The organism is Antribacter gilvus (assembly GCF_003946865.1).
GTDB classification, from domain to species: Bacteria; Actinomycetota; Actinomycetes; order Actinomycetales; family Cellulomonadaceae; genus Antribacter; species Antribacter gilvus.
Window position 1 is genome coordinate 14836 of record NZ_QXTH01000008.1, and the last position, 19552, is coordinate 34387.

Here is a 19552-nt window from a genome sequence, read left to right on the forward strand (position 1 = left end):
CCTCCCCCGTGATTCACTGTGCCCATGGAGGAGCTGCTCAAGTTCGCGCCGCGCCCGACCGGCGCCGGAGAGATGTTTCAGCTGCTCCGCGACGGCCAGCCCCGGACGCGGGCCGACCTGGCCGCGATCACCGGGCAGGCGCGCTCGACCATCGCCGCCCGGATCGACCTGCTGATGTCGGCCGGTCTCATCGCCCCCGCCGGCGAGGCGAGCTCGACCGGGGGGCGCCCGCCCGCGACCTTCGCGTTCCGCCCGGGCGCGCGCGTCGTCCTCGCCGTGGACCTCGGCGCCACGCACGCCCACCTCGCGGTCACGGACCTCGCGTCGAACGTCCTGGCCGAGCTCGAGACCCCGCTGGCCATCGCGGACGGACCGGACGCCGTCCTGTCCTGGGTCACCGAGCACGGCGACAAGCTCCTGGAGACAGCGGGCCGCAGGCGGCACGAGCTGGTGAGCGTCGGGGTCGGGCTGCCAGGCCCCGTGGAGCACTCGACCGGCCGCCCCATCAACCCGCCGATCATGCCCGCGTGGGACGACGTCGACGTGCCCGGCATCCTCCGCAGGCACTTCGGGACCGCGGTGCTCGTGGACAACGACGTGAACATCATGGCGCTCGGCGAGCACCGGACCGCGTGGCCGGAGGTCACCGACATGCTGTTCGTCAAGGTGGCCACCGGCATCGGGTCCGGCATCATCGCCGACGGGGAGCTGCGGCGCGGCGCCCAGGGCGCCGCCGGGGACATCGGGCACATCGCCGTGCCGCACGCACCGGACGTCCAGTGCCGGTGCGGCAACGTCGGCTGCCTCGAGGCGGTCGCGAGCGGCCAGGCGGTCGCCACGGCGCTCCGCGCCGCCGGGCTCGACGCCGCCACGAGCGCCGACGTCGTCGCCCTGGTCCGCTCGGGCGACCTCGTCGCGAGCCGGGCCCTGCGCCAGGCGGGCCGCGACCTCGGTTCGGTGCTCGCTGCCTGCGTGAGCCTCCTCAACCCGTCGCTCATCGTCATCGGCGGCATCATCGCCGACGCCGGCGAGCACCTCATCGCCGGGATCCGCGAGGTCGTGTACCAGCGGTCCCTCCCCCTGGCGACCCAGCACCTCAGGATCGTGACGTCGCAGGCCCGGGCCCGGGCGGGGGTGCTGGGTGCCAGCGCGATGGCTATCGATCACGTACTCTCTCCCGCAGCGATCGACGCCCTCATCACGTGAGGCGCCGGACGCGCGGGTCGCCAGCGTCGTCGACAACCTAGGAGAACCCATGACCGTCGGGAACCGTCGAGCCCTCGTGGTGCGGGGTGGCTGGCCCGGGCACGCGCCCGTCGAGGCCGCCGACCTGTTCGTTCCGTTCCTCCAGGAGTCGGGCTTCGACGTGGTCCTCGAGGAGTCGCTCGAGGCCTACGCCGACGACGAGTTCATGGCCGGGATCGACCTCGTGGTGCAGTGCTGGACGATGGGCGACATCCTGCCCGACGAGATGCGCGGTCTCCGGGCCGCCGTCGCGGGCGGCACGGGCCTCGCGGGGTGGCACGGCGGGATCGTCGACTCCTTCCGGCTCGCCACCGACTACCTGCAGATGGTGGGCGGGCAGTTCGCCGCGCACCCGCACGACCTCGTGCACCACACGATCGACGTGGTTCCCGGCAAGGAGGACCACCCGGTGATAGCCGGGCTGGAGTCCGTCGCGCTCCACTCGGAGCAGTACTGGGTGCTGACGGACGCCCTGGCGGAGGTGCTCGCCACCACGACGATCGTGCCGCAGCCGGGCGACCCGTGGAGCGAGCCGCTCGTGTGCCCGGCCGTCTGGACGCGCCGGTGGGGCACCGGGAAGGTGTTCGTCTCGACGGCCGGCCACCAGCTCGCCGACCTCGAGAACCCCGCCCTGCGCGCGATCGTCGAGCGCGGGATGCTCTGGGCGAGCCGCTGACGACAGGTCACCTGCTGACGCGGTCCTCGCCGGGCTTCGCCGCCTGCCGCAGGGCCCGGCCACGGGCCAGGTCCTGCTGCCGCCTCGCCTCCCGCTTCTCGCTGGCGCGCGTGCTGCGCGGCGGGAGCTGGATCGTCTCCTCGGCGGCGATCCCCGCCTGCAGCTCGCGGCCCCGCTCGAGCTCGGAGTCCAGCTCCGCGCCGAAGAGGAGCGCGAGGTTGGTGATCCACATCCACAGCAGGAACACGACGAAGCCGGCCAGCGTGCCGTACGTGGCGCCGTAGTTCGAGAAGCCCGAGACGTAGACGCCGAAGGCGGCGGACGCGACCAGCCACCCGAGGATGGCGACCACGGCGCCCACGCTGATCCAGCGGAAGCGCGGCTGCCGCACGTTGGGCGTCCAGTGGTACAGGATCGCCACGAGCAGGACCACGAGCAGCAGCATGACGGGCCACTTCGCGATGTCCCACACCGTCACGGCGGCGTCGCCCAGGCCGACCGTCTCCCCCACCGCCCGGGCGACCGGGCCGGTCAGCACCAGGGACGCGACGACGAGGCCGGCGAGCAGGACGGTGACGAGCGTCAGGGCGAGCAGCACGGGCCGCAGCACCCAGACGGGCCGGCCCTCGTCGATCTCGTAGACGCGGTTCATGGCGCGCCCGAAGGCCCCCACGTACCCGGAAGCCGACCACAGGGCGAGCACGACACCGAGGACGAGGGCCACGCCCGCCCTGCCCCCGCCCTCGGCAGCGTTCGCGACGAGCGGCTCCGCGACCGACAGCACGTCCTCGGGCACCACGCCCTCCATCGTCCCCAGCACCTGGTCGACCATGCGCTGCCCGTTCCCGGCGAGGCCCAGCAGCGACACCAGCGCCAGGAGCGCGGGCGCCGCGGCGAGGACCGCGTAGTAGGTCAGGGCGGCGGCCAGGTCGAGGCACTGGTCGCGGGAGAACTGGCGCACCGTGGTGCGCAGCACGTACCCCCAGGACCGCTTGTGCAGGTCCGTCGGGTGGTCGGGCTTGCGCGGGTCGTCCGGGGCGGGCGTCCCCGGCCTCTCCGTGCTGTCGGCGCGGCTCATCGATCTCCTCCCGGGTCAGGCGCCGCCGCTCGCCGACGAGCGGACGTCGGACGCAGCACCCTTGCCGTGCTCGCCGACCTCCTGCGCGGCCTCCCGGCCGTGCTCCTTGACCTCGCGAGCCTTCTCCTTCGCGGAGTCCTGCACCGCGCGCAGCTCCTCCTGCGCGGGGCCCTTGAGGTCCTGGGCCATCTCGTTCGCGGACTGCTTGACGTCCTCCATCAGCGGCTGGGCCTTGTCCTTGACCCGCGTCGCGGCGCGGGACTCGGCCTGGCTCGCCGGGATGAGGGACGCCGCGATCATGCCCACGCCGAACGCGACGAGCCCCGCGGCCAGCGGGTTGCCCTCCGTCTGCCGCCGCACGGTCTGCGGGGCGGAGGACACGGTGTCGGCGACCGACGACGCCGTTCCGCGGACGGAGTCCGCCGCGCCGTGCGCCGTCCCGGACATGGTGTCGCTCATACCGTGCTTCGCGTCGTGCGCGCTGCCCATCACGCGGTCCTTCATGCGGGACACGGAGCCACGCACGCGCTCCGTCCGGCGGCGCACCGCCTGCTGGGGGCTCACCTTCTCACCGAGCGCGTCGACGTCCGCGCTCAGCTCCACGCGGGTGCGCTCGATGTCGGCCCGGATCACCTCGGGGTCGGTGCTCATGAGTTCCTCTCCTCGTGTCCTTGGAGTGCGTTCGGGATCTTCTTCAGGGAGTCGGTGGTCTGGGGAAGGCCCTTGACCCTGCGGACCTCGGCCCGCCCGCGCAGGTAGAGCACGGCGGCGACGACGGCCCAGACGAGGGCGACGACGACGGCCGACCACCCCCTGCCCATCAGGGAACCGAGGCCCCACCACAGGGCGACCGACAGGAACAGCAGGACCATGTGGCCCGCCACCCCCGCGCCGGCGAACATGCCCGCGCCCTTGCCGGCCTCCTTGGCGGACTGCGTCGCCTCGGCCTTCGCGAGCGCCACCTCCTGGCGCACCAGCCGCGAGAAGTCGCGGCTCAGCTCGCCGACGATCTCGCCCAGGCTCGCCGTCTCGGGGTCCGGCGCGACGCCGGGCCTCCGGTCGGTCGACGGCACCCTCGCGTGGGCGCCCGACGGCGTCGCGGTCGGGACCGGAGACTCCACCCAGTCGGGCTCACGCGCGGTCGGCATCGTCGACACCTCCCCGCCGGCTCTGCCACGTCGGGTCGAGGTCCTCGGCGATCGGCTCGCCCGTCGTGGCCTCGCCGGTCGTGGCGGGGTATCCACCGGAGGTCCCCACGTCCGAGGTCGGCGCGTAGGCACCGGAGCCCGCGCGGGTGCCCACCGCGGGCTCGCCCGGGACGCCGCCCACGCCCACGGCCGGGTCGCTGCCGTACGCCGTGCCCGCGCCGTACGCGGAGTCGGCGGGGTAGCCCGACCCGGTGGCGTAGGTGGTCCCGGCGGGCCCGTACGTGCCCGCGACCTCGTCGCGCCGGACCGTCCCGTCGCCGCCGGAGTCCTTCAGACCGCGGGCGAGACGGCCGGCGAGCAGGCCGGCCCCGGCCGCGACGGCGAGGAACACCCCGGGGCGACGGCGCGCGAAGTCCTGCACCTCGGAGAGGACCGACCCGGGGTCGCGGTCCTCGAACCACGACGCCGCGCGGCGGCTCAGGTCGCCGGCGCGCTCGGCGAGGTCTGCGGCGTAGCCGTGCTCCTGGCTCGAGCCGGCCATCTGGGCCAGCTCGTCGCCGAAGCTGCGCAGCCCGCCGGCCAGGCGCTGCTGCTGCGTCCCGGCCTGGCCGCGGAGCTCCTCGCGGGCCTGCCCCGCGAGGTTGCGCGCGCGCTCCTTGGCCTCGCCCGCAACCTCGCCGGCCTTCTCGCGGGACTCGTGCGCCAGCCCCTTCGTGGCGTCGCCGGCGTGCGACGCCACGTCGGCGGCGCGCCCCTTCGCCTCGTGGGCCGTCGACCCCGAGGACTGCTGCGACGGCGGGGCACCCGGTCCGGACGACAGACCGGTGGACGCCCCTGTGGTGTCGTGCGCCACGCCCGTGGGCGTGCGCTGCGGGTAGCTGCTCTCACTCATGCTCGGTCTCCTGTCGTCAGACACCGGCCGCGGCGCGGCCGGTCTGCCTGCGGGAGCGAGACGGGCTGAAGGAGTGCGCAGCCCGGCTCGCGGGCGGCCGTTTCCTGACCTCATTCGAGGCTAGGCGGACCCTGGGCACTCACAACTCCGGGCGCGTACGCCCCTCCCGACCGGCCGGGAAGGGCGCGGTGGCACACGTCAGAGAGCGTCCGGTCCGCCCTCCAGCAGCTTCACGAAGCCCGCCTCGTCGAGCACAGGCAGGCCGAGCTCCTCCGCCTTGGCCGCCTTGGTGCCGGCGTTCTCGCCCACCACGACGTAGTCCGTCTTCTTCGAGACCGAGCCCGCGGCCTTGCCGCCGGCCGCGATGATCGCCTCCTTGGCGCCGTCGCGGGAGAAGCCCTCCAGCGAGCCGGTCACCACGACGGTGAGCCCGGCGAGCGGGCCGGTCGGCGCGGCGCCTGCGGCGGCCTGCGCTGCCATGGCCTCCGGGCCGGGGTGGCCGGGGATCGCGAACCGGACGCCGGCCGCGGCCCAGGCGTCGACGATCTCGACGTGCCAGCCGACGGTGAACCACTCGACGACCTGGTCGGCGATCACGGGACCGACGCCCTCGACCGCCGCGAGCTCGTCGCGCGTGGCGGCACGGATCGCGTCGAGCGAGCCGAACCAGTCCGCGAGCGCCCGCGCCGCGACCGGCCCGACGTGCCGGATGTTGAGCGAGACGAGGATGCGCCACAGGTCCTTGGTCTTGGCGCGCCGGATCTCCTCGAGGAGGGTGGCGGCGGCGGACGACGGCCCGTAGACGGGGTAGTTCTTGGTGACCCCGGCCGTGCGGCGCTCGGCAGCGGTGAGGTGCTCGGTGCCGGGCGGGTACGTGTTCGCGATCCGCTTCTGGAAGGGCCTGGCCACCTTGACCCGCGTGGTGGTACCGCCCGAGACCGGGATCTCCGCCCATTCCTCCTTGCCCTCGGCGGGCTTGGGCTGGCCGGTCTCCTTGTCGCGCACGATCACCCGGATGGGTTCGAGCTGCTCGGGGGTGAGGCTGAAGAGGCCCGCCTCGGTCCGCAACGGCGGCTCGTCCGGTTCCAGCGGCTGGGTGAGCGCTGCCGCCGCCACCTCCCCCAGACCCTCGATGTCGAGGCCGCCGCGCGACCCGATGTGCTCCACCCGGCCGCGCACCTGGGCAGGGCAGGACTCGGCGTTGGGGCAGCGGAGGTCGACGTCGGCCTCCTTCATGGGCCGCAGCTCGGTGCCGCACTCCGGGCAGGTGGTGGGCATGACGAAGTCCTCGCGCGGGTACCCGTCGTCGGCCAGCGCCGAGACGGGACCGAGGATCTCCGGGATCACGTCTCCCGCCTTGCGCAGCACCACCACGTCGCCGATGCGGACGCCCTTGGCCCGCACCACGTCCTGGTTGTGGAGGGTGGCCTGCCGGACGGTGCTGCCGGCCACCTTCACGGGTTCCATCACCGCGTACGGCGTGGCCCGGCCGGTGCGGCCCACCGCCACCGGGATGGCGAGCAGGCGGGTGTTGACCTCTTCGGGCGGGTACTTGTAGGCGATCGCCCAGCGGGGCGCGCGGCTCGTGGATCCGAGTCGGCGCTGCAGCTCCAGCTCGTCGACCTTGATCACGATGCCGTCGAGCTCGTGCTCGATGGAGTGCCGGTGCTCGGCGAAATGCTCGATCATCTCCACGACGGCGTCGATACCGTCGAGCACCCGGTTGTGCGGGGAGACGGGCAGACCCCACTCCGCGAAGTGGGTGTACGCCTCGGACTGGCGCTGCAGCTCGGCGTGCTCGCCCGCGGTCCACTGGAGCGCGCCGACCCCGTGCACGTACAGCCGCAGGGCGGCGATCCGGGCGACCCCCGCCTCGAGGTCGAGGCCGTCCTTCTTGTCCAGGAGCTGGCGCAGGCCACCGGCCGCGGCGTTGCGCGGGTTCGCGAAGGCGGGGAAGCGCCGCTCCGCGGCAAGCCGTGCGCGCGCCTCGTCGAAGTCGCCGTGCGCGCTGGCGCGGCCGTCGAAGCGTCCTTGCGCGTCGGTGACGTGCCGGTCGCGCAGCTCTGCCTGGAGCGCGTTCAGCCCGTGAAAGGCCTCGACCGGGATGAACACCTCGCCGCGCACCTCCACGACGTCGGGGTGGCCATCGCCCGAGAGCTCGTGCGGGATGTCGGCGATCCGCAGCGCGTTCGCGGTGACGTCCTCGCCCGTCCGGCCGTCGCCACGGGTCGCGGCGCGCACGAGGCGCCCCTTCTCGTACAGGAGCGCGATCGCCAGTCCGTCGATCTTGACCTCGGACAGGTAGCCGACGTGCGCCCCCTCCACCGTGCCCAGGTCACGCGCCACCTTCGCGTCCCACGCGCGCAGCTCCTCGACGGAGAAGACGTTGTCCAGCGACAGCATCCGCTCGAGGTGCTCCACCGTGGCGAACCCCGCGGCGACCTGCCCGCCCACCCGCTGGGTGGGCGACTCCGGCGTGGCCAGCGCCGGGTGCTCCGCCTCGAGCGCCCGCAGCTCCGCCATCCGCGCGTCGTACTCCGCGTCCGAGACCACCGGGGCGTCGCGCTCGTAATAGGCACGCTGGTCCTCCTCGATCAGCGCCACGAGCTCGGCCCAGCGGCGCTGCGCCGCCGTCTCGTCGGCGATCGCAGCGCCGGCCTCGGCGTCGTCCGGAAGGGTGTTCAGGTCTGTCGTCTCGCTCACGCGCCCATCATCGCGCGGACCACCGACATCGGCTCCCGGCACGGCCCCAGCACGGCCCGGCGCGACCCGCCGGTGCGTCAGAGCGGCCAGCCCGCCGCCTCGAGCAGGACGTCGACGAGCCGCTCGGCGGCGTCGGGCCGCCCGTGGTCGAGGGCGGCGCGTGCCATCTGCTCGCGCCGGGCCGGGTCGGCAAGGAGCGGAGCGACGGCGTCGCAGAGCCGGTCGGGAGTGACCTCGCCGGCGAGGGCGACGGCGGCGCCCACCTCCTGGAGCCGCGCCGCGTTGTGCGCCTGCTCGTTCCCGGCCGACGACGCCAGCGGGACCAGCACCGACGGCTTGCCGAGCGCGGTCAGCTCGGCGATGGTGCCCGCGCCGCTGCGGGAGATCACCACGTCGGCGAGGGCCAGCAGGTCGGGCAGCTCCGGGCCGACGAACCCCGTGAGCCGGTAGCGGGCGGCCAGGTGGGCCGGCAGCGCGGCGGCGCGGGCGCTCATGGCCTCGACGTTCGCCGGGCCGCACTGGTGCACCACGTTCGCCCGCTCCAGCAGCCACGGCAGCGCGGCGGCGACCAGGTCGTTGATCTGCACCGACCCCTGGGCGCCGCCCGTCACGTAGACGGTCGGCAGGTCCGGGTGGAACGCGTCCAGGTCCAGCGCCTCGACGGCCTTCAGCGGGTCGCCGGAGAGCACCTCCGCGCGGATCGGGTTCCCCGTGACCACCGCACGCTCGCGGACGCCGCCGGGCAGCAGGTCCAGGGTCGACGGCGACGACACGGCGACGCGCGACGCCGTCCGGACGAGGACCCGGTTCGCCAGCCCGAGACGGACGGTCTGCTCGTGCACCACCAGCGGCCGGCGGCAGAGCCCGGCCGCGATGCCCACCGGGACGGCGACGTACCCCCCGGTCGACAGGATGACGTCCGGCCGGAACGTGGCGACGATCGACCGCGCCTGCGCGACGCCGACCGGGACCCGCGCCATGTCCCGCGCGTTCTGGGCGGTCAGCATCCCGAGCGGGTTGCCCGACCGGCGCACCTTGCCCGTGGCGACCTCCGCGAAGGCGATGCCCTCGGCGGCGGCGACGCGGGCCTCGAGCCCGTTCTCGGTCCCTGCCCACAACGCCTCCACCACGGCGCCGCGCGCGGCGAGCCGGGCCTGGAGCGTCCGGAGCGTGGTGAGCGCCGGGTAGGTGTGGCCGCCGGTGCCGCCGCCGGTCACCAGGAGCCGGAACCGGGTGGAGGTGTTCTGCCGTTCAGGAGGAGCGCTGCTCATGAGTAGAAGGTAGCCCGGGCAACGGGGTGGGTGGGATCGGCCGGACGCCCTACCGGGCAACCCATCGATATCGCTACCATTCGACCGAAATGGCAGGTGCATACCGCCACGAATGGGAGTCAACGTGAAGATCGCCGTCATCGGTGCAGGATTCGCGGGCCTCGCAGCGGCAAAGGTGCTGCGCGAGCTCGATCACGACGTCACCGTGTACGAGAAGGCGCCCGACGTCGGCGGCGTGTGGAGCGCCACCCGCCGGTACAGCGGCCTGAGCACCCAGAACAACCGGGACTCGTACACCTTCTCCGACCTGAGGATGCCCCGGCACTTCGCCGAGTTCCCCCTCGGTGAGCAGGTCCAGACCTACCTGGAGACGTACACCGACACCTTCGGGCTCCGGCGGTCCCTCCGGCTCTCGACGGAGGTGGTGCGCGCCGAGCTCACCGACGTCGAGGACGGCTGGCTGATCACCGCCCGCCCCGCCGGTGGCGCCGTCGGCGACCCCGAGCGGTACGACCACCTCGTCGTGGCCAACGGCATCTTCTCCGACCCGGTGTTCCCCCGGTACGAGGGGTACGCGGACCTCGTCCGGGCCGGCGGCCGGATGGTCGCGGCCACGCAGCTGGGCGACGTCGAGGCGGAGCGCGGCAAGCACGTCGTCGTGGTCGGCTACGGCAAGTCCGCGTGCGACGTGGCCGCCGAGCTCGGGCCTGTCGCCGTGAGCACCACGGTGGTGGCGAGGCAGCTGCTGTGGAAGATGCCGAAGTACATCGGCAACGTCCTCAACATGAAGTACCTGCTCCTCACGCGGATGGGCGAGGCGCTGTTCGAGTACCAGGAGCCGGCCGGGTTCGAGAAGTTCCTGCACGGCGCCGGCAAGCCGGTGACCGCGGGCATGGTCGAGTCCCTCGGCGCGGTCTCCACGGCACAGTACAAGCTGAAGAAGCTGGGGCTCGTACCGCGCGGCCCGTTCGCGGACATCGCCAGCAGCACGGTCAGCCTGGCCACCGAAGGCTTCTACGACCAGGTGGCCGACGGCAAGATCTCCGTGCACCGGGACGCCGAGATCGAGCGCTTCGTCGTCAAGGACGGCGAGCCGTGGGCGCTGCTGACCGACGGCGCCGAGGTGCGCGCCGACCTCGTGGTCTGCGGCACCGGCTTCCACCAGCGGCTGCCGTTCCTCTCGGAGGACCTGCAGTCGCGCGTGGTGGGCGAGGACGGCAACTTCCACCTCTGGCGGCAGATCCTCCCCCACGACCTGCCCCACCTGACCTTCTCGGGCTACAACTCGTCGTTCTTCAGCCCGCTGTCGGCGGAGGTCGGCGCCGTCTGGACCGGCGCGTACCTCGCCGGGCTGGTCGAGCTGCCCCCGCTCGACGAGCGTCGCCGGCTGGTCGCCGAGCGGGTGCACTGGCTCCAGGAGCGCACCAACGGCCGGCACGCCCGCGGCACCAACGTCATCCCGTTCTCGTTGCACAACATCGACGAGACGCTCGGGGACCTCGGGCTCGACATCGGCTCGGCCGCGAAGCTCAAGCAGTGGCTCCTGCCGGTCGACCCGACGGCCTACCGCGGCATGACCGCGCGGCTGCGGCAGCGCATCGTGGAGCGCGCCCCCGCCGAGGTCTGAGCGGGGGTCGCGCGCGGGTCACGCCGCCCGGAGCAGCACGGGAAGCCTGCTCGGGCGGCGTGTCCACGGCGACGGCGTCATCCCGATCGCCCCGGGCTCGACGGTCAGCCCCATCTCCGGTGCCCGGTGCAGCACCACCTCCACCGCGGTGCGGGTGATGATGGTGGCCGCCCGGTGCGCCGGGCACGCGTGCGCGCCCGCGCCCCATGTCAGGTGGAACCGGTTGTCCGCCTCGAGCCACGGCTCGGACGTCGCGTGCACCGCCTGGTCCGTGTTCGCCGCGGCGAGCGCGGGCACGACGGCGTCCCCGCGCGCCACGAGCCGCCCGCCCAGCTCGCAGTCGGAGAGGGCGAACCGCGGAAGGACGTGGGTCATCGGCGGCGTGGTGCGGGAGACCTCGTCCAGCGCGCCCTCGAAGTCGATGCGCCCGCCCTGGAACCGCGCGACGAACGCCTCGTCGGTGAGGAGCGCGTGCAGAACGCTCGCGATCCACGCGGTCCCGGCCTCCTGCCCGATGGTGAACAGCAGGGCGATCGCCGCCTGGACCTCGATGTCGTTGGCCAGCGTCGGCCGGTCGATCAGCGACGCGGTCAGGTCGCCCGCCGGCTCGGCCCGGTGGGCGGCCACGTGCTCGACGAGCAGCATGAGCTGTTCGTCGGACGCCTCCTGCGCCGCCTCCAGGCCACGGTGCTGCGCCTGGACCAGGTCCCGCATGCGCGCGGCGTCGACGAGGCTCAGCCCCAGCACCTCGCCGAGGACCTGGACCGGGACCTCGACGGCGTAGTCGCGCACGAGGTCCACCTCGGCGCGGGAGGCGAGGCGGTCCAGCACGGCGTGCGCCGTGGCCGACGTGGTGCGCGCCAGCCGGCTCTCGTCCAGCTCCGCGAGGGCGTCGTCGATCGCCGCCCGCAGCCGGCGGTGGTGGGCGCCGTCCACGTAGTACGCGTTCTCGCGGGGCGCCAGCAGCCCGAGCACCGCCGACGCCGGGTCCGGGCCGTGCTCGGCGACGTACCGCCAGGTCCGCGAGTCCCGTGAGAACAGGAGCTCGTTGCGCAGGACCGCGCTGACCTCCCGGTGGCCGAGCACCAGCCAGGCCGGGACGCCCGGCTCCAGGTCGACCGGGGCCACGGGGCCCCACTGCAGCTGCAGGCGCGCGTACAGCTCGCGCGGGTCCGGTGCGCCGGTCACCTCGTCCAGCCGGACCCTGTGCGGCACGTCCTCGAGCCGCTCCTGGTACGTCGTCACGCTCCCCCGATCGACGAGGCGGGCTCCCGGGGAACGCGGCGCCTGCCGTGGGCTGCGGCGCCCGTGGTGGGCGTGAAGACCACCGGCATCGCCGCCGGGTAGCGCGACCACGGCGACGGCGCCCACGTCACGTCCGGGCCTGCGAGGCGCAGGTCGAGGCGCTGCACCAGGCTCTCCACGGCGATCTTCACGATCAACCGCCCCGCCCGGGGCGCGGGGCAGGCGTGCGGTCCCACGCCGAACGACACGTGGGACCGGTTGCCGGTCTCGAACCACTCGTCCTCGGTGTGCACCCGGGGGTCGGCGTTCGCGGCGGCCACGCCCATCACCAGGGCGTCGCCCTCCCGCACCACGCGACCGCCCAGCTCGCAGTCCGTCAGCGCGAAGCGCGCCGGGAGGTTCGCGATCGGCGGCTCGCGCCACAGGGTCTCGTCGAGGGCGTCGTCCAGCCCGCGACGGGGCCCCGACACCCGGCCGGTGTACCGCGGGTCGGTCATGATGAGCCGCAGCGTCGCCGCGATCCAGGACACGAGCATCTCGTTCGCCGCGCAGATGGCCACCACGAGGGAGTGCACCACCTCCTCGTCCTCCTCGAAGGCGGGGTGGGCGGCCAGGACGGTCGTCAGGTCCTCGGTGGGTCGGGCGCGCCGCTCCCGGACGTGGTCCAGGACGATCCGGTCCATCTCCGCCAGGCCCGTCTCCGGGTCGCCGCCGTGGCCGAAGATCTCGCCCACGCACCGCAGCAGCGCGAGCCCGTCCTTCTCGCGGAAGCCGAACATGCCGGCCACCGAGAGGAAGGACACCGCGATGGCGTACTCGGAGATGAGGTCGGCCCGCCCGCGGGGCCCGAACTGCCCGATGAGGCCCTCGCAGATCTCCCGGACCATCGCCGCGGTGCGCGGCTCGTCGAGGGACCCGAAGGCGTCGTCGAGCGGGGCCCGGAGCCGGCGGTGCTCGGGGCCGTCCTCGTAGTAGGCGGCCCGGCGGCCGGGCGACAGCATGGAGCGCAGCGACGAGCCCGCAGGCAGGAGCCGCTCGTAGTTCCACCGCCAGTTGCGCGGGTCGCGTGAGAACAGGCCCTCGTTGCGCATCACGTCGCAGATCTCGCGATGGCCCAGGACCAGCCAGCCGGGCACACCGGGCTCCAGGTCCACCGGGGCGACCATGCCCCAGCGTGCCTGCAGCCCGGCCAGCGCCGCGTGCATGTCGTCGGCACCGGTGACGGAGACGAGCGGCGTGCGGTCGGGGATGTCGGTGAGGTGGAGGAACGAGTCCTCGGTCTCGGTCACAGGTGTTCCTTCGTGAGGAGGTCGGGTCACCGGGCGGCGGCGCCCCCGGCACGAACCCGGCGGCAACCGCCCCCGCCCCCTGCGGGCGGAACGTCACCGGAAGACTCTGGGGATGGCGCGACCACGGCAGCTCGTCCTCAGGACGGCTCGACGACCGCCGGGGTCGCGCTCACGCCAGGACCTTCTGGAACACCGGGAAGGTCAGGGCGTGCTCGACGAGCGCGACGAGCACCCGCACGGCGGACGTCCGGTCACGCGCGTCGCACTTCACGATCGGCGTCGACGGCAGCAGGTCGAGAGCGGCCCGGAGCCGCTCCACCGGGTACTGCGGCGCGTCGGGGAACTCGTTCACGACCACCGCGAACGGCATGGTGGTGCGCAGCTCGAGCTGGTCGAGCACCTCGAAGCTGTCCTCGAGGTGGCGGGTGTCGATCATGACCACGGCGCCCACGGCGCCGTCGGCCAGGCCCGCCCAGAGGTCCCAGAACCGGCGCTGGCCGGGCGTGCCGAAGAGGTAGAGCGCCACCTCGGGGCTCACGGTCACGCGCCCGAAGTCCATGGCGACGGTGGTCGTCGTCTTCTCGCCGTGGCCCGCCACGGGGTCGACGCCGACGCTGGCCGTCGTGATGACCTCCTCGGTCCGGAGCGGCTCGATCTCGCTCACCGACCCGATGAGGGTGGTCTTGCCCACGCCGAAGGCTCCCACCACGAGCACCTTCACCGACCGTGCGACGGTCGGGGCCAGGTGCTGCGACGAGCGGACCGGCTGTTCAGAGGTTACGGAGTCCATCGAGCACCTTCTCCAGGACGTCCCGGCTGGGCAGCGCGTGGGCCTGGTGGTTGGAACGGATCGTGAGGTGACCGGTGTCGACCAGGTCGGACACCAGGACGGCGACGAGACTGACCGGCAGGCCGAGGTAGGCGGCGACCTCGGCCAGGGCGAGCGTCCCCCGGCACAGCCGGAGCAGCTCACGCTGCTGCCCGCTCGCCGTGGCGGGGGCCGGGCGTCCGTCCACCGCCACGAGCAGCGTCTCGGGCCGCAGGGTGTTGCGTGTCGGGTGCGCCCGTCCCGAGGTGAGCACGTAGGACCGGACCGGGTGGTCGCGGTACTCCTCGTCGTCCCTCATGCGGTTCCTCCCCGGCCTCAGGCGAGCGCGTCCGTGCCGAGCGTGCGTTCCCCGATCATGAGGACCTGCGCCTGCATCTGCTGCGCGATGAGCGCCGGGTCGATGGTCGCCTCGGTGACCACGGCGAGCCGCGAGCCGTCGCCGGCACCCCGGACGAAGAGGAAACCGCCCTCGAACTCGACCACGACCTGGCGGATGGTGTCGCCGGTGCCGAACTCCCGGCTCATCCCGACGCCGAGGGCGGCCAGGCCGGCGCACGCGGCCGAGACCTTGTCCGCCACGTCGAGCGGCGTGTTGTCGGTCCGGACCTTGAGGAGGCCGTCGGACGTGAGCACCACGACGTGGCGCACCCCGCGCACCCCGCTGATGAGCTCGAGCATCCAGCTGTTGCCGTCGGCGTGAGTGGTCTCGTCAGCCTGTGTGGTCATCGGTCCTCCGAAGTCATGTCAGCATCGGCTGACGTGCTGCTGTGTGGTGCCCCGCCCGGTTCACCGGTGCTGAAGAAGGCGCCCATCCACTGGCCGGCCTCCTCGGCGCTCTGCTGGCGGACGGGGCGAGACGGGGTGGCCGGGGCCGGGACGCCGGGCGCGTCCTCCCCCCTGCGGGAGCGCCGCTGCGGGAGCGTGGCGGGATCGGCGAACTCGTCGTCCTCCGGGGTGCGGCCGCGGCGCAGGAGCGGGTTCTCGGCGGTGGCCGATGGGGCGGGCGGAGCCGTGTACGTCTCCTCCTCGGCCTGCGTGCCGCCGTCGGCCTCCGCGGGGACGACCGCGGGGAGCGTGACGGTGGCAGGCCCGGAAGGCCTCTCGACCAGGCTCTCGGCCGGCCAGGCGTCGTCGGTCCGCACTGTCTCCTCCTCGGCGAGCGGCCCGGCGGCGGGCTCCGTGACGGCGCGGGCGGCAGGGAGGCTCGGCACCGTGGGGACAGCGGCCGGAGACTGCCTGGCGGGCACCGACGGGACCGTCGGGACGGAATGGACCGTCGCGACCGCGGACTGGCGTGGCTCGGGCAGGCTCGTGCCTGACGTCACCATGCCGGCGGGGACGAGCGGCTCGGTGAGCTCCGCCGGGATCATGACGATCGCCCGCAGGCCGCCGTACACCGACTCGGTGATGTCCACGCGGAAGCCGTGCCGGCGGGCGTATGTGCCCACCACGGCGAGGCCGGTCTGCGGGATCTCGCCCAGGTCGACGATGCTCACCGCCTTGCGGCCCGACGCGATCTCCCGTGCCTGGTCGAGCTGCTTGGTGTCGAGGCCCACGCCGCAGTCGTCGATCTCGACGACGGCTCCGCGCTGCACCTGGCGCAGCGACACGAGGACCTGCGTGGTGGGCGGCGAGGACTGGGTCGCGTTCGCGAGCAGCTCGGACACCAGGTGGATCAGGGGCTCGACGACGCGGGCCGACACGGCGACCCCCGGGTCACCGGAGACCTCGACGCGGTGGAAGGCGGTGATGCGCCCGGAGGCGCCCTTGACGACGTCGGGCAGCGCCAGCGGCTCGTTCCACTGCTGGCCCGGCCACTCGCCGCAGAGGGCTGCGAGGCTCTGCGCCTGGCGGGCCTGCTGGGCGGCGGCGTGGTCCACGCGCATGGAGGTCTGCAGGATGTCGGGGTCCGTGGGGTGCCGCTGCACCATGCGTGCGGCCTCCTCCTGGATGCGGTGCGCCGACGCCTGGACCTTGCGGCCCAGCGCCACGACCGCGACCTGCACCGCGTCGCGGCGGGCGAGACGCGAGTCCTGCACGCGCATGATCGCGGTGGCCGCCTCGTCGAGGTAGCCGCGGGCGACCTCGTCCTCGAGCGGGGGCTGGGGCGGCATGGGCGCGCCGTCGAAGTACGCCTGGAGCTGGCCGTTGACGAGTGAGTCGAGGGCGAGGCGACGAGCCTCGGCGTTCGCCTCGGCGCTCCGGGCGCGGTACAGCAGGCGCCGGTGCTCCTCCTCGTCGGCTCGCACGCTGCGGGCGGAGACGAGCGCGGCGACGACGGCCAGCAGCACAGCTGCCCCGCCGACCAACCACGCGAGCCACTCGGCGCCCATGCCGGTCTTGAGGTACAGCACCGGGGTGACCACGGCGTAGGCGACGACGCCGACCACGCTCACCCAGGGCGCGACCTGTCGTAACCGGCCCGGCGGGTTAGAAGACATCGAGCTCACCGAGCCGGTCCTCCCAAAGGTTTTTCGTCGGAACCGCACCCGCGGCAGGCGGGTGTGCCGTGAAGATCGCGCGAGCTTCACCGCGAACGCGGTTGAACAGGGCGAATACCCCGTCGGGATGGTTTTCTACCACAGCCCGACACGCCCGGGGAACCCTCTCGCGTGATGTGACGAGCAGCCCTCGCACGCCCCGGCGACCCAGGAACGGCCTGGCCTGGCGGTTCGTCCGGCACCACGCCCGCGAACCGAGGCGGCGGCGCGCCGGGGAACTCGCGAAGAAACTTCTCGTCCGCCAATCCGGCCGCCTGGAAGGGCGAATTCCCCGATTTGACATCTAAAGTCAAGAAAGGGCAATATGCGTCGCCACAACCGCCGAAGACCCGACCCCGCCGGAGGGGACGGCCGGCGGGGTCGGGTCGCTCAGGGGGCGCTACGCCGCCGCGGCCGGGCGGGCCGCCCGCACCTCCTCGCGCGAGGTGCCGTAGTAGGCGGCGGTCATGATGTCCTTCATGTCCGCCAGCATCGGGAGCCGCGGGTTGGCCGGGGCGCACTGGTCCTCGTAGGCGCGCATCGCGAGGGCGTCGAGCCCCGCGACGAACTCGTCCTCCGGGACGCCCTGCGCCTGGAACGACCGCTCGATGCCGACGGCGTCGCGCAGCTCCTCCACCGCCCGGGCGTAGGACTCCACGCCCTCCTCGGGGGTGCTCGCCGGGAGGCCCAGGTGGCGGGCGATCTCCTGGTACCGCTCGGGCGCCACGTACCGCTCAGCCTTGGGCCAGCCGGTCACCTTGGCCGGGACCTGGCCGTTGTAGCGGACGGCGTGCGGCAGGAACACGGCGTTGGTGCGGCCATGGACAAGGTGGAAGGTCGCACCCACGGTGTGGGCCATCGCATGCACGATCCCGAGGAACGCGTTGCCGAACGCCATGCCCGCGATCGTCGCGGCGTTGTGCATCTTCTCGCGCGCCACCTCGGTGGCGGGGTCGTCCGGCCGTCCGGTGACGGACTGCTCCAGGTTCTCGAACGCCAGCTTGATCGCGTGGAGCGCGAGGCCGTCCGTGAAGTCGTTCGCGTACACGCTCACGTACGCCTCGGTGGCGTGCGTCAGGGCGTCGAAGCCCGAGTCGGCAGCCAGCCTCGCCGGCATGGTCGCGGTCAGCACCGGGTCGACGATCGCCACGGACGGCGTCAGCGCGTAGTCCGCGAGCGGGTACTTGTAGCCCGTCGACTGGTCCGTGATCACCGCGAACGGCGTCACCTCGGCGCCCGTGCCGCTCGACGTCGGCACGCACACGAGCTGGGCGAGCGTGCCGAGCGTCGGGTACGTGAACGCGCGCTTGCGGACGTCGAAGAACTTCTCGCGCAGGTCGCTGAAGCTCACCTCGGGGTGCTCGTACTTGAGCCACATGACCTTGGCCGCGTCCATCGGCGAGCCTCCGCCGATCGCGATGATCGTGTCGGGGCGGTGGTCGCGCATCATCTCCGCGCCCTTCTCCACCGTCCCGACCGACGGCTCGGGCTCGACCTGGTCGATGATCTGCACGGCCACCTTGTCGGGCCGGCGGTTCAGCACGTCGAGCACCTTGTCGACGATGCCGAGGCCGCTCATCACCGTGTCGGTGACGATCGTGACACGCCGGACGCCGGGCATGTCCGCCAGGTACCGGATCGCGTTGGGCTCGAAGTACGTCTTGGGCGGGACCTTGAACCACTGCATGTTGTTGTTGCGGCGGGCCACGCGCTTGACGTTGACGAGGTTCACGGCCGACACGTTGTTCGAGACCGAGTTGTGGCCGTACGAGCCGCAGCCCAGGGTCAGCGACGGGATGAGGGCGTTGTAGATGTCGCCGATGCCACCGAGCGCCGACGGCTGGTTCCACAGGATGCGCACCGCCTTGACCGCGTGCCCGAAGCGCTCCGCGAGCGCCTCGTCCTGCGTGTGGATGGCGGCGCTGTGGCCGAGGCCGTCGAACTCGACCATCTGCTGCGCGAGGCTGACGCCGTGGTCGGTGCTCTCGGCGCGCAGGACCGCCAGCACCGGGCTGAGCTTCTCGCGGCTGAGCGGCTCCTGCGGCCCCACGGAGGAGATCTCCGCGAGGAGCACCGACGTGTCGTCGGGCACCGAGAACCCCGCCTGCTCCGCGATCCACTGCGCGCTCCGACCCACCACTGCCGCGTTCAGCCGCGCCCCCGCGCAGCTCACGTGGTCCGCGCGGACCCCGAAGACGAGGTCCTCGAGCAGCGCCTTCTCGTCGGGGGTGACGCGGTAGGCGTGCAGGCGCGCGAACTCGGCCAGGGCGTCGTCGTACACCTCTGTGTCGATGATGACCGCCTGCTCCGAGGCGCAGACCACGCCGTTGTCGAAGCCCTTGGAGAGCACGACGTCGTTGACCGCGCGGCCCAGCTTCGCCGTCCGCTCGATATAGGCGGGGACGTTGCCCGCGCCCACGCCGAGCGCGGGCTTGCCTGCGCTGTAGGCGGCGCGGACCATCGCGTTGCCGCCCGTGGCGAGGATGAGGGAGACCCCGTCGTGGTGCATGAGCGCGTGCGTCGCGCCCATGCTCGGGCTCTCGATCCACTGGACGCAGTCCTCGGGGGCGCCGGCGGCGACCGCCGCGTCGCGCACGACCCGGGCGGCGGCGACCGAGGAGCGCTGGGCGTTCGGGTGGAACGCGAAGATGATCGGGTTGCGGGTCTTGAGGGCGATGAGGGCCTTGAAGATCGCGGTGCTGGTGGGGTTGGTGACCGGCGTGAGGGCCGCGACGACGCCCACGGGCTCGGCGATCTCGACGATGCCGTTGAGGTCGTCCCGGCCGACGACGCCCACGGTGCGCAGGTTCGCCATCGAGTGGGTGACGTGCTCGCAGGCGAAGATGTTCTTGGTCGCCTTGTCCTCGAAGACGCCGCGGCCGGTCTCCTCGACGGCCATCAGCGCGAGGTTCCCGTGCTCGTGCAGGGCCGCCACGCTCGCCTTCTTGACGATGCGGTCCACGTCCTCCTGGGTGAAGGTCTCGTACTCGCGCAGGGCCTTGAGGCCTCGCTGCACGAGGGCGTCCACGGCGGCGGCCGCGGGGTCTGGCTGGGTCTTGGTGCTCACGT

16 protein-coding genes are annotated in these 19552 nt (G+C 73.2%); 3 read left to right on the top strand and 13 right to left on the bottom strand.

Annotation, left to right across the window (positions count from 1 at the left end):
• Nucleotides 1–24 precede the first annotated feature (24 nt).
• Both D1350_RS14315 and D1350_RS14320 read left to right on the top strand, forming a co-directional pair.
• A complete protein-coding gene (locus D1350_RS14315; RefSeq protein ID WP_125776718.1) occupies nucleotides 25–1206 on the top strand; it encodes an ROK family transcriptional regulator in 1182 nt (393 codons plus the stop codon).
• A 49-nt stretch (nucleotides 1207–1255) separates the two neighbouring features.
• Nucleotides 1256–1921 (top strand): ThuA domain-containing protein, encoded by a 666-nt coding sequence (locus D1350_RS14320; protein ID WP_125776719.1) that lies wholly within the window; start codon nucleotides 1256–1258, stop codon nucleotides 1919–1921.
• A gap of 7 nt (nucleotides 1922–1928) precedes the next feature.
• Here D1350_RS14320 and D1350_RS14325 read toward each other — a convergent pair whose 3' ends face one another.
• The 6 genes from D1350_RS14325 to D1350_RS14350 all read right to left on the bottom strand — a co-directional run bounded on the left by D1350_RS14325 (nucleotide 1929) and on the right by D1350_RS14350 (nucleotide 9013).
• The gene (locus tag D1350_RS14325) at nucleotides 1929–2999 is read right to left on the bottom strand and encodes a YihY/virulence factor BrkB family protein (RefSeq protein ID WP_125776720.1); all 1071 of its coding nucleotides are present in this window, start codon (nucleotides 2997–2999) and stop codon (nucleotides 1929–1931) included.
• A gap of 15 nt (nucleotides 3000–3014) precedes the next feature.
• Nucleotides 3015–3650: a DUF3618 domain-containing protein gene (locus D1350_RS14330; protein WP_125776721.1), complete on the bottom strand. Its 636-nt coding sequence runs from the start codon at nucleotides 3648–3650 to the stop codon at nucleotides 3015–3017.
• A complete protein-coding gene (locus D1350_RS14335) occupies nucleotides 3647–4147 on the bottom strand; it encodes a phage holin family protein (RefSeq protein WP_125776722.1) in 501 nt (166 codons plus the stop codon). Before D1350_RS14335 ends, D1350_RS14330 begins: the two co-directional genes overlap by 4 nt.
• Nucleotides 4131–5039, bottom strand: coding sequence for an ATP synthase subunit B family protein (locus D1350_RS14340; protein ID WP_125776723.1), 909 nt, complete (start codon nucleotides 5037–5039; stop codon nucleotides 4131–4133). The genes D1350_RS14335 and D1350_RS14340 overlap by 17 nt, the downstream gene beginning before the upstream one ends.
• A gap of 198 nt (nucleotides 5040–5237) precedes the next feature.
• Entirely contained in the window at nucleotides 5238–7742 is a 2505-nt protein-coding gene (ligA, locus tag D1350_RS14345) for an NAD-dependent DNA ligase LigA (RefSeq protein WP_420807813.1), read from the bottom strand.
• Between the two features lie 77 nt (nucleotides 7743–7819).
• Nucleotides 7820–9013, bottom strand: a complete 1194-nt coding sequence (locus D1350_RS14350; RefSeq protein WP_125776724.1) for a UDP-N-acetylglucosamine--N-acetylmuramyl-(pentapeptide) pyrophosphoryl-undecaprenol N-acetylglucosamine transferase — start codon at nucleotides 9011–9013, stop codon at nucleotides 7820–7822.
• 124 nt (nucleotides 9014–9137) lie between these two features.
• Here D1350_RS14350 and D1350_RS14355 point away from each other — a divergent pair, with 124 nt between their 5' ends.
• Nucleotides 9138–10640, top strand: a complete 1503-nt coding sequence (locus D1350_RS14355; protein ID WP_125776725.1) for a flavin-containing monooxygenase — start codon at nucleotides 9138–9140, stop codon at nucleotides 10638–10640.
• 18 nt (nucleotides 10641–10658) lie between these two features.
• On the opposite strand, the gene D1350_RS14360 is transcribed toward D1350_RS14355, so the two are convergent.
• The 7 genes from D1350_RS14360 to adhE all read right to left on the bottom strand — a co-directional run bounded on the left by D1350_RS14360 (nucleotide 10659) and on the right by adhE (nucleotide 19550).
• Nucleotides 10659–11885, bottom strand: coding sequence for a cytochrome P450 family protein (locus D1350_RS14360; RefSeq protein ID WP_125776726.1), 1227 nt, complete (start codon nucleotides 11883–11885; stop codon nucleotides 10659–10661).
• Nucleotides 11882–13174, bottom strand: coding sequence for a cytochrome P450 family protein (locus tag D1350_RS14365; RefSeq protein WP_206074547.1), 1293 nt, complete (start codon nucleotides 13172–13174; stop codon nucleotides 11882–11884). Before D1350_RS14365 ends, D1350_RS14360 begins: the two co-directional genes overlap by 4 nt.
• Nucleotides 13175–13343: 169 nt before the next feature.
• Nucleotides 13344–13964: a GTP-binding protein gene (locus tag D1350_RS14370; RefSeq protein ID WP_125776727.1), complete on the bottom strand. Its 621-nt coding sequence runs from the start codon at nucleotides 13962–13964 to the stop codon at nucleotides 13344–13346.
• Nucleotides 13945–14301 carry a DUF742 domain-containing protein gene (locus D1350_RS14375; RefSeq protein ID WP_125776728.1) on the bottom strand — a complete coding sequence of 119 codons (357 nt, stop codon included), beginning with the start codon at nucleotides 14299–14301 and terminating at the stop codon, nucleotides 13945–13947. Before D1350_RS14375 ends, D1350_RS14370 begins: the two co-directional genes overlap by 20 nt.
• Nucleotides 14302–14318: 17 nt before the next feature.
• On the bottom strand, nucleotides 14319–14729 hold the full coding sequence (locus D1350_RS14380) for a roadblock/LC7 domain-containing protein (RefSeq protein WP_125776729.1): 411 nt from the start codon (nucleotides 14727–14729) through the stop codon (nucleotides 14319–14321).
• Nucleotides 14726–16444 (bottom strand): ATP-binding protein, encoded by a 1719-nt coding sequence (locus D1350_RS14385; protein WP_125776730.1) that lies wholly within the window; start codon nucleotides 16442–16444, stop codon nucleotides 14726–14728. Before D1350_RS14385 ends, D1350_RS14380 begins: the two co-directional genes overlap by 4 nt.
• Before the next feature lie 439 nt (nucleotides 16445–16883).
• Nucleotides 16884–19550 carry a bifunctional acetaldehyde-CoA/alcohol dehydrogenase gene (gene adhE, locus D1350_RS14390; RefSeq protein WP_125776731.1) on the bottom strand — a complete coding sequence of 889 codons (2667 nt, stop codon included), beginning with the start codon at nucleotides 19548–19550 and terminating at the stop codon, nucleotides 16884–16886.
• Nucleotides 19551–19552 lie beyond the last annotated feature (2 nt).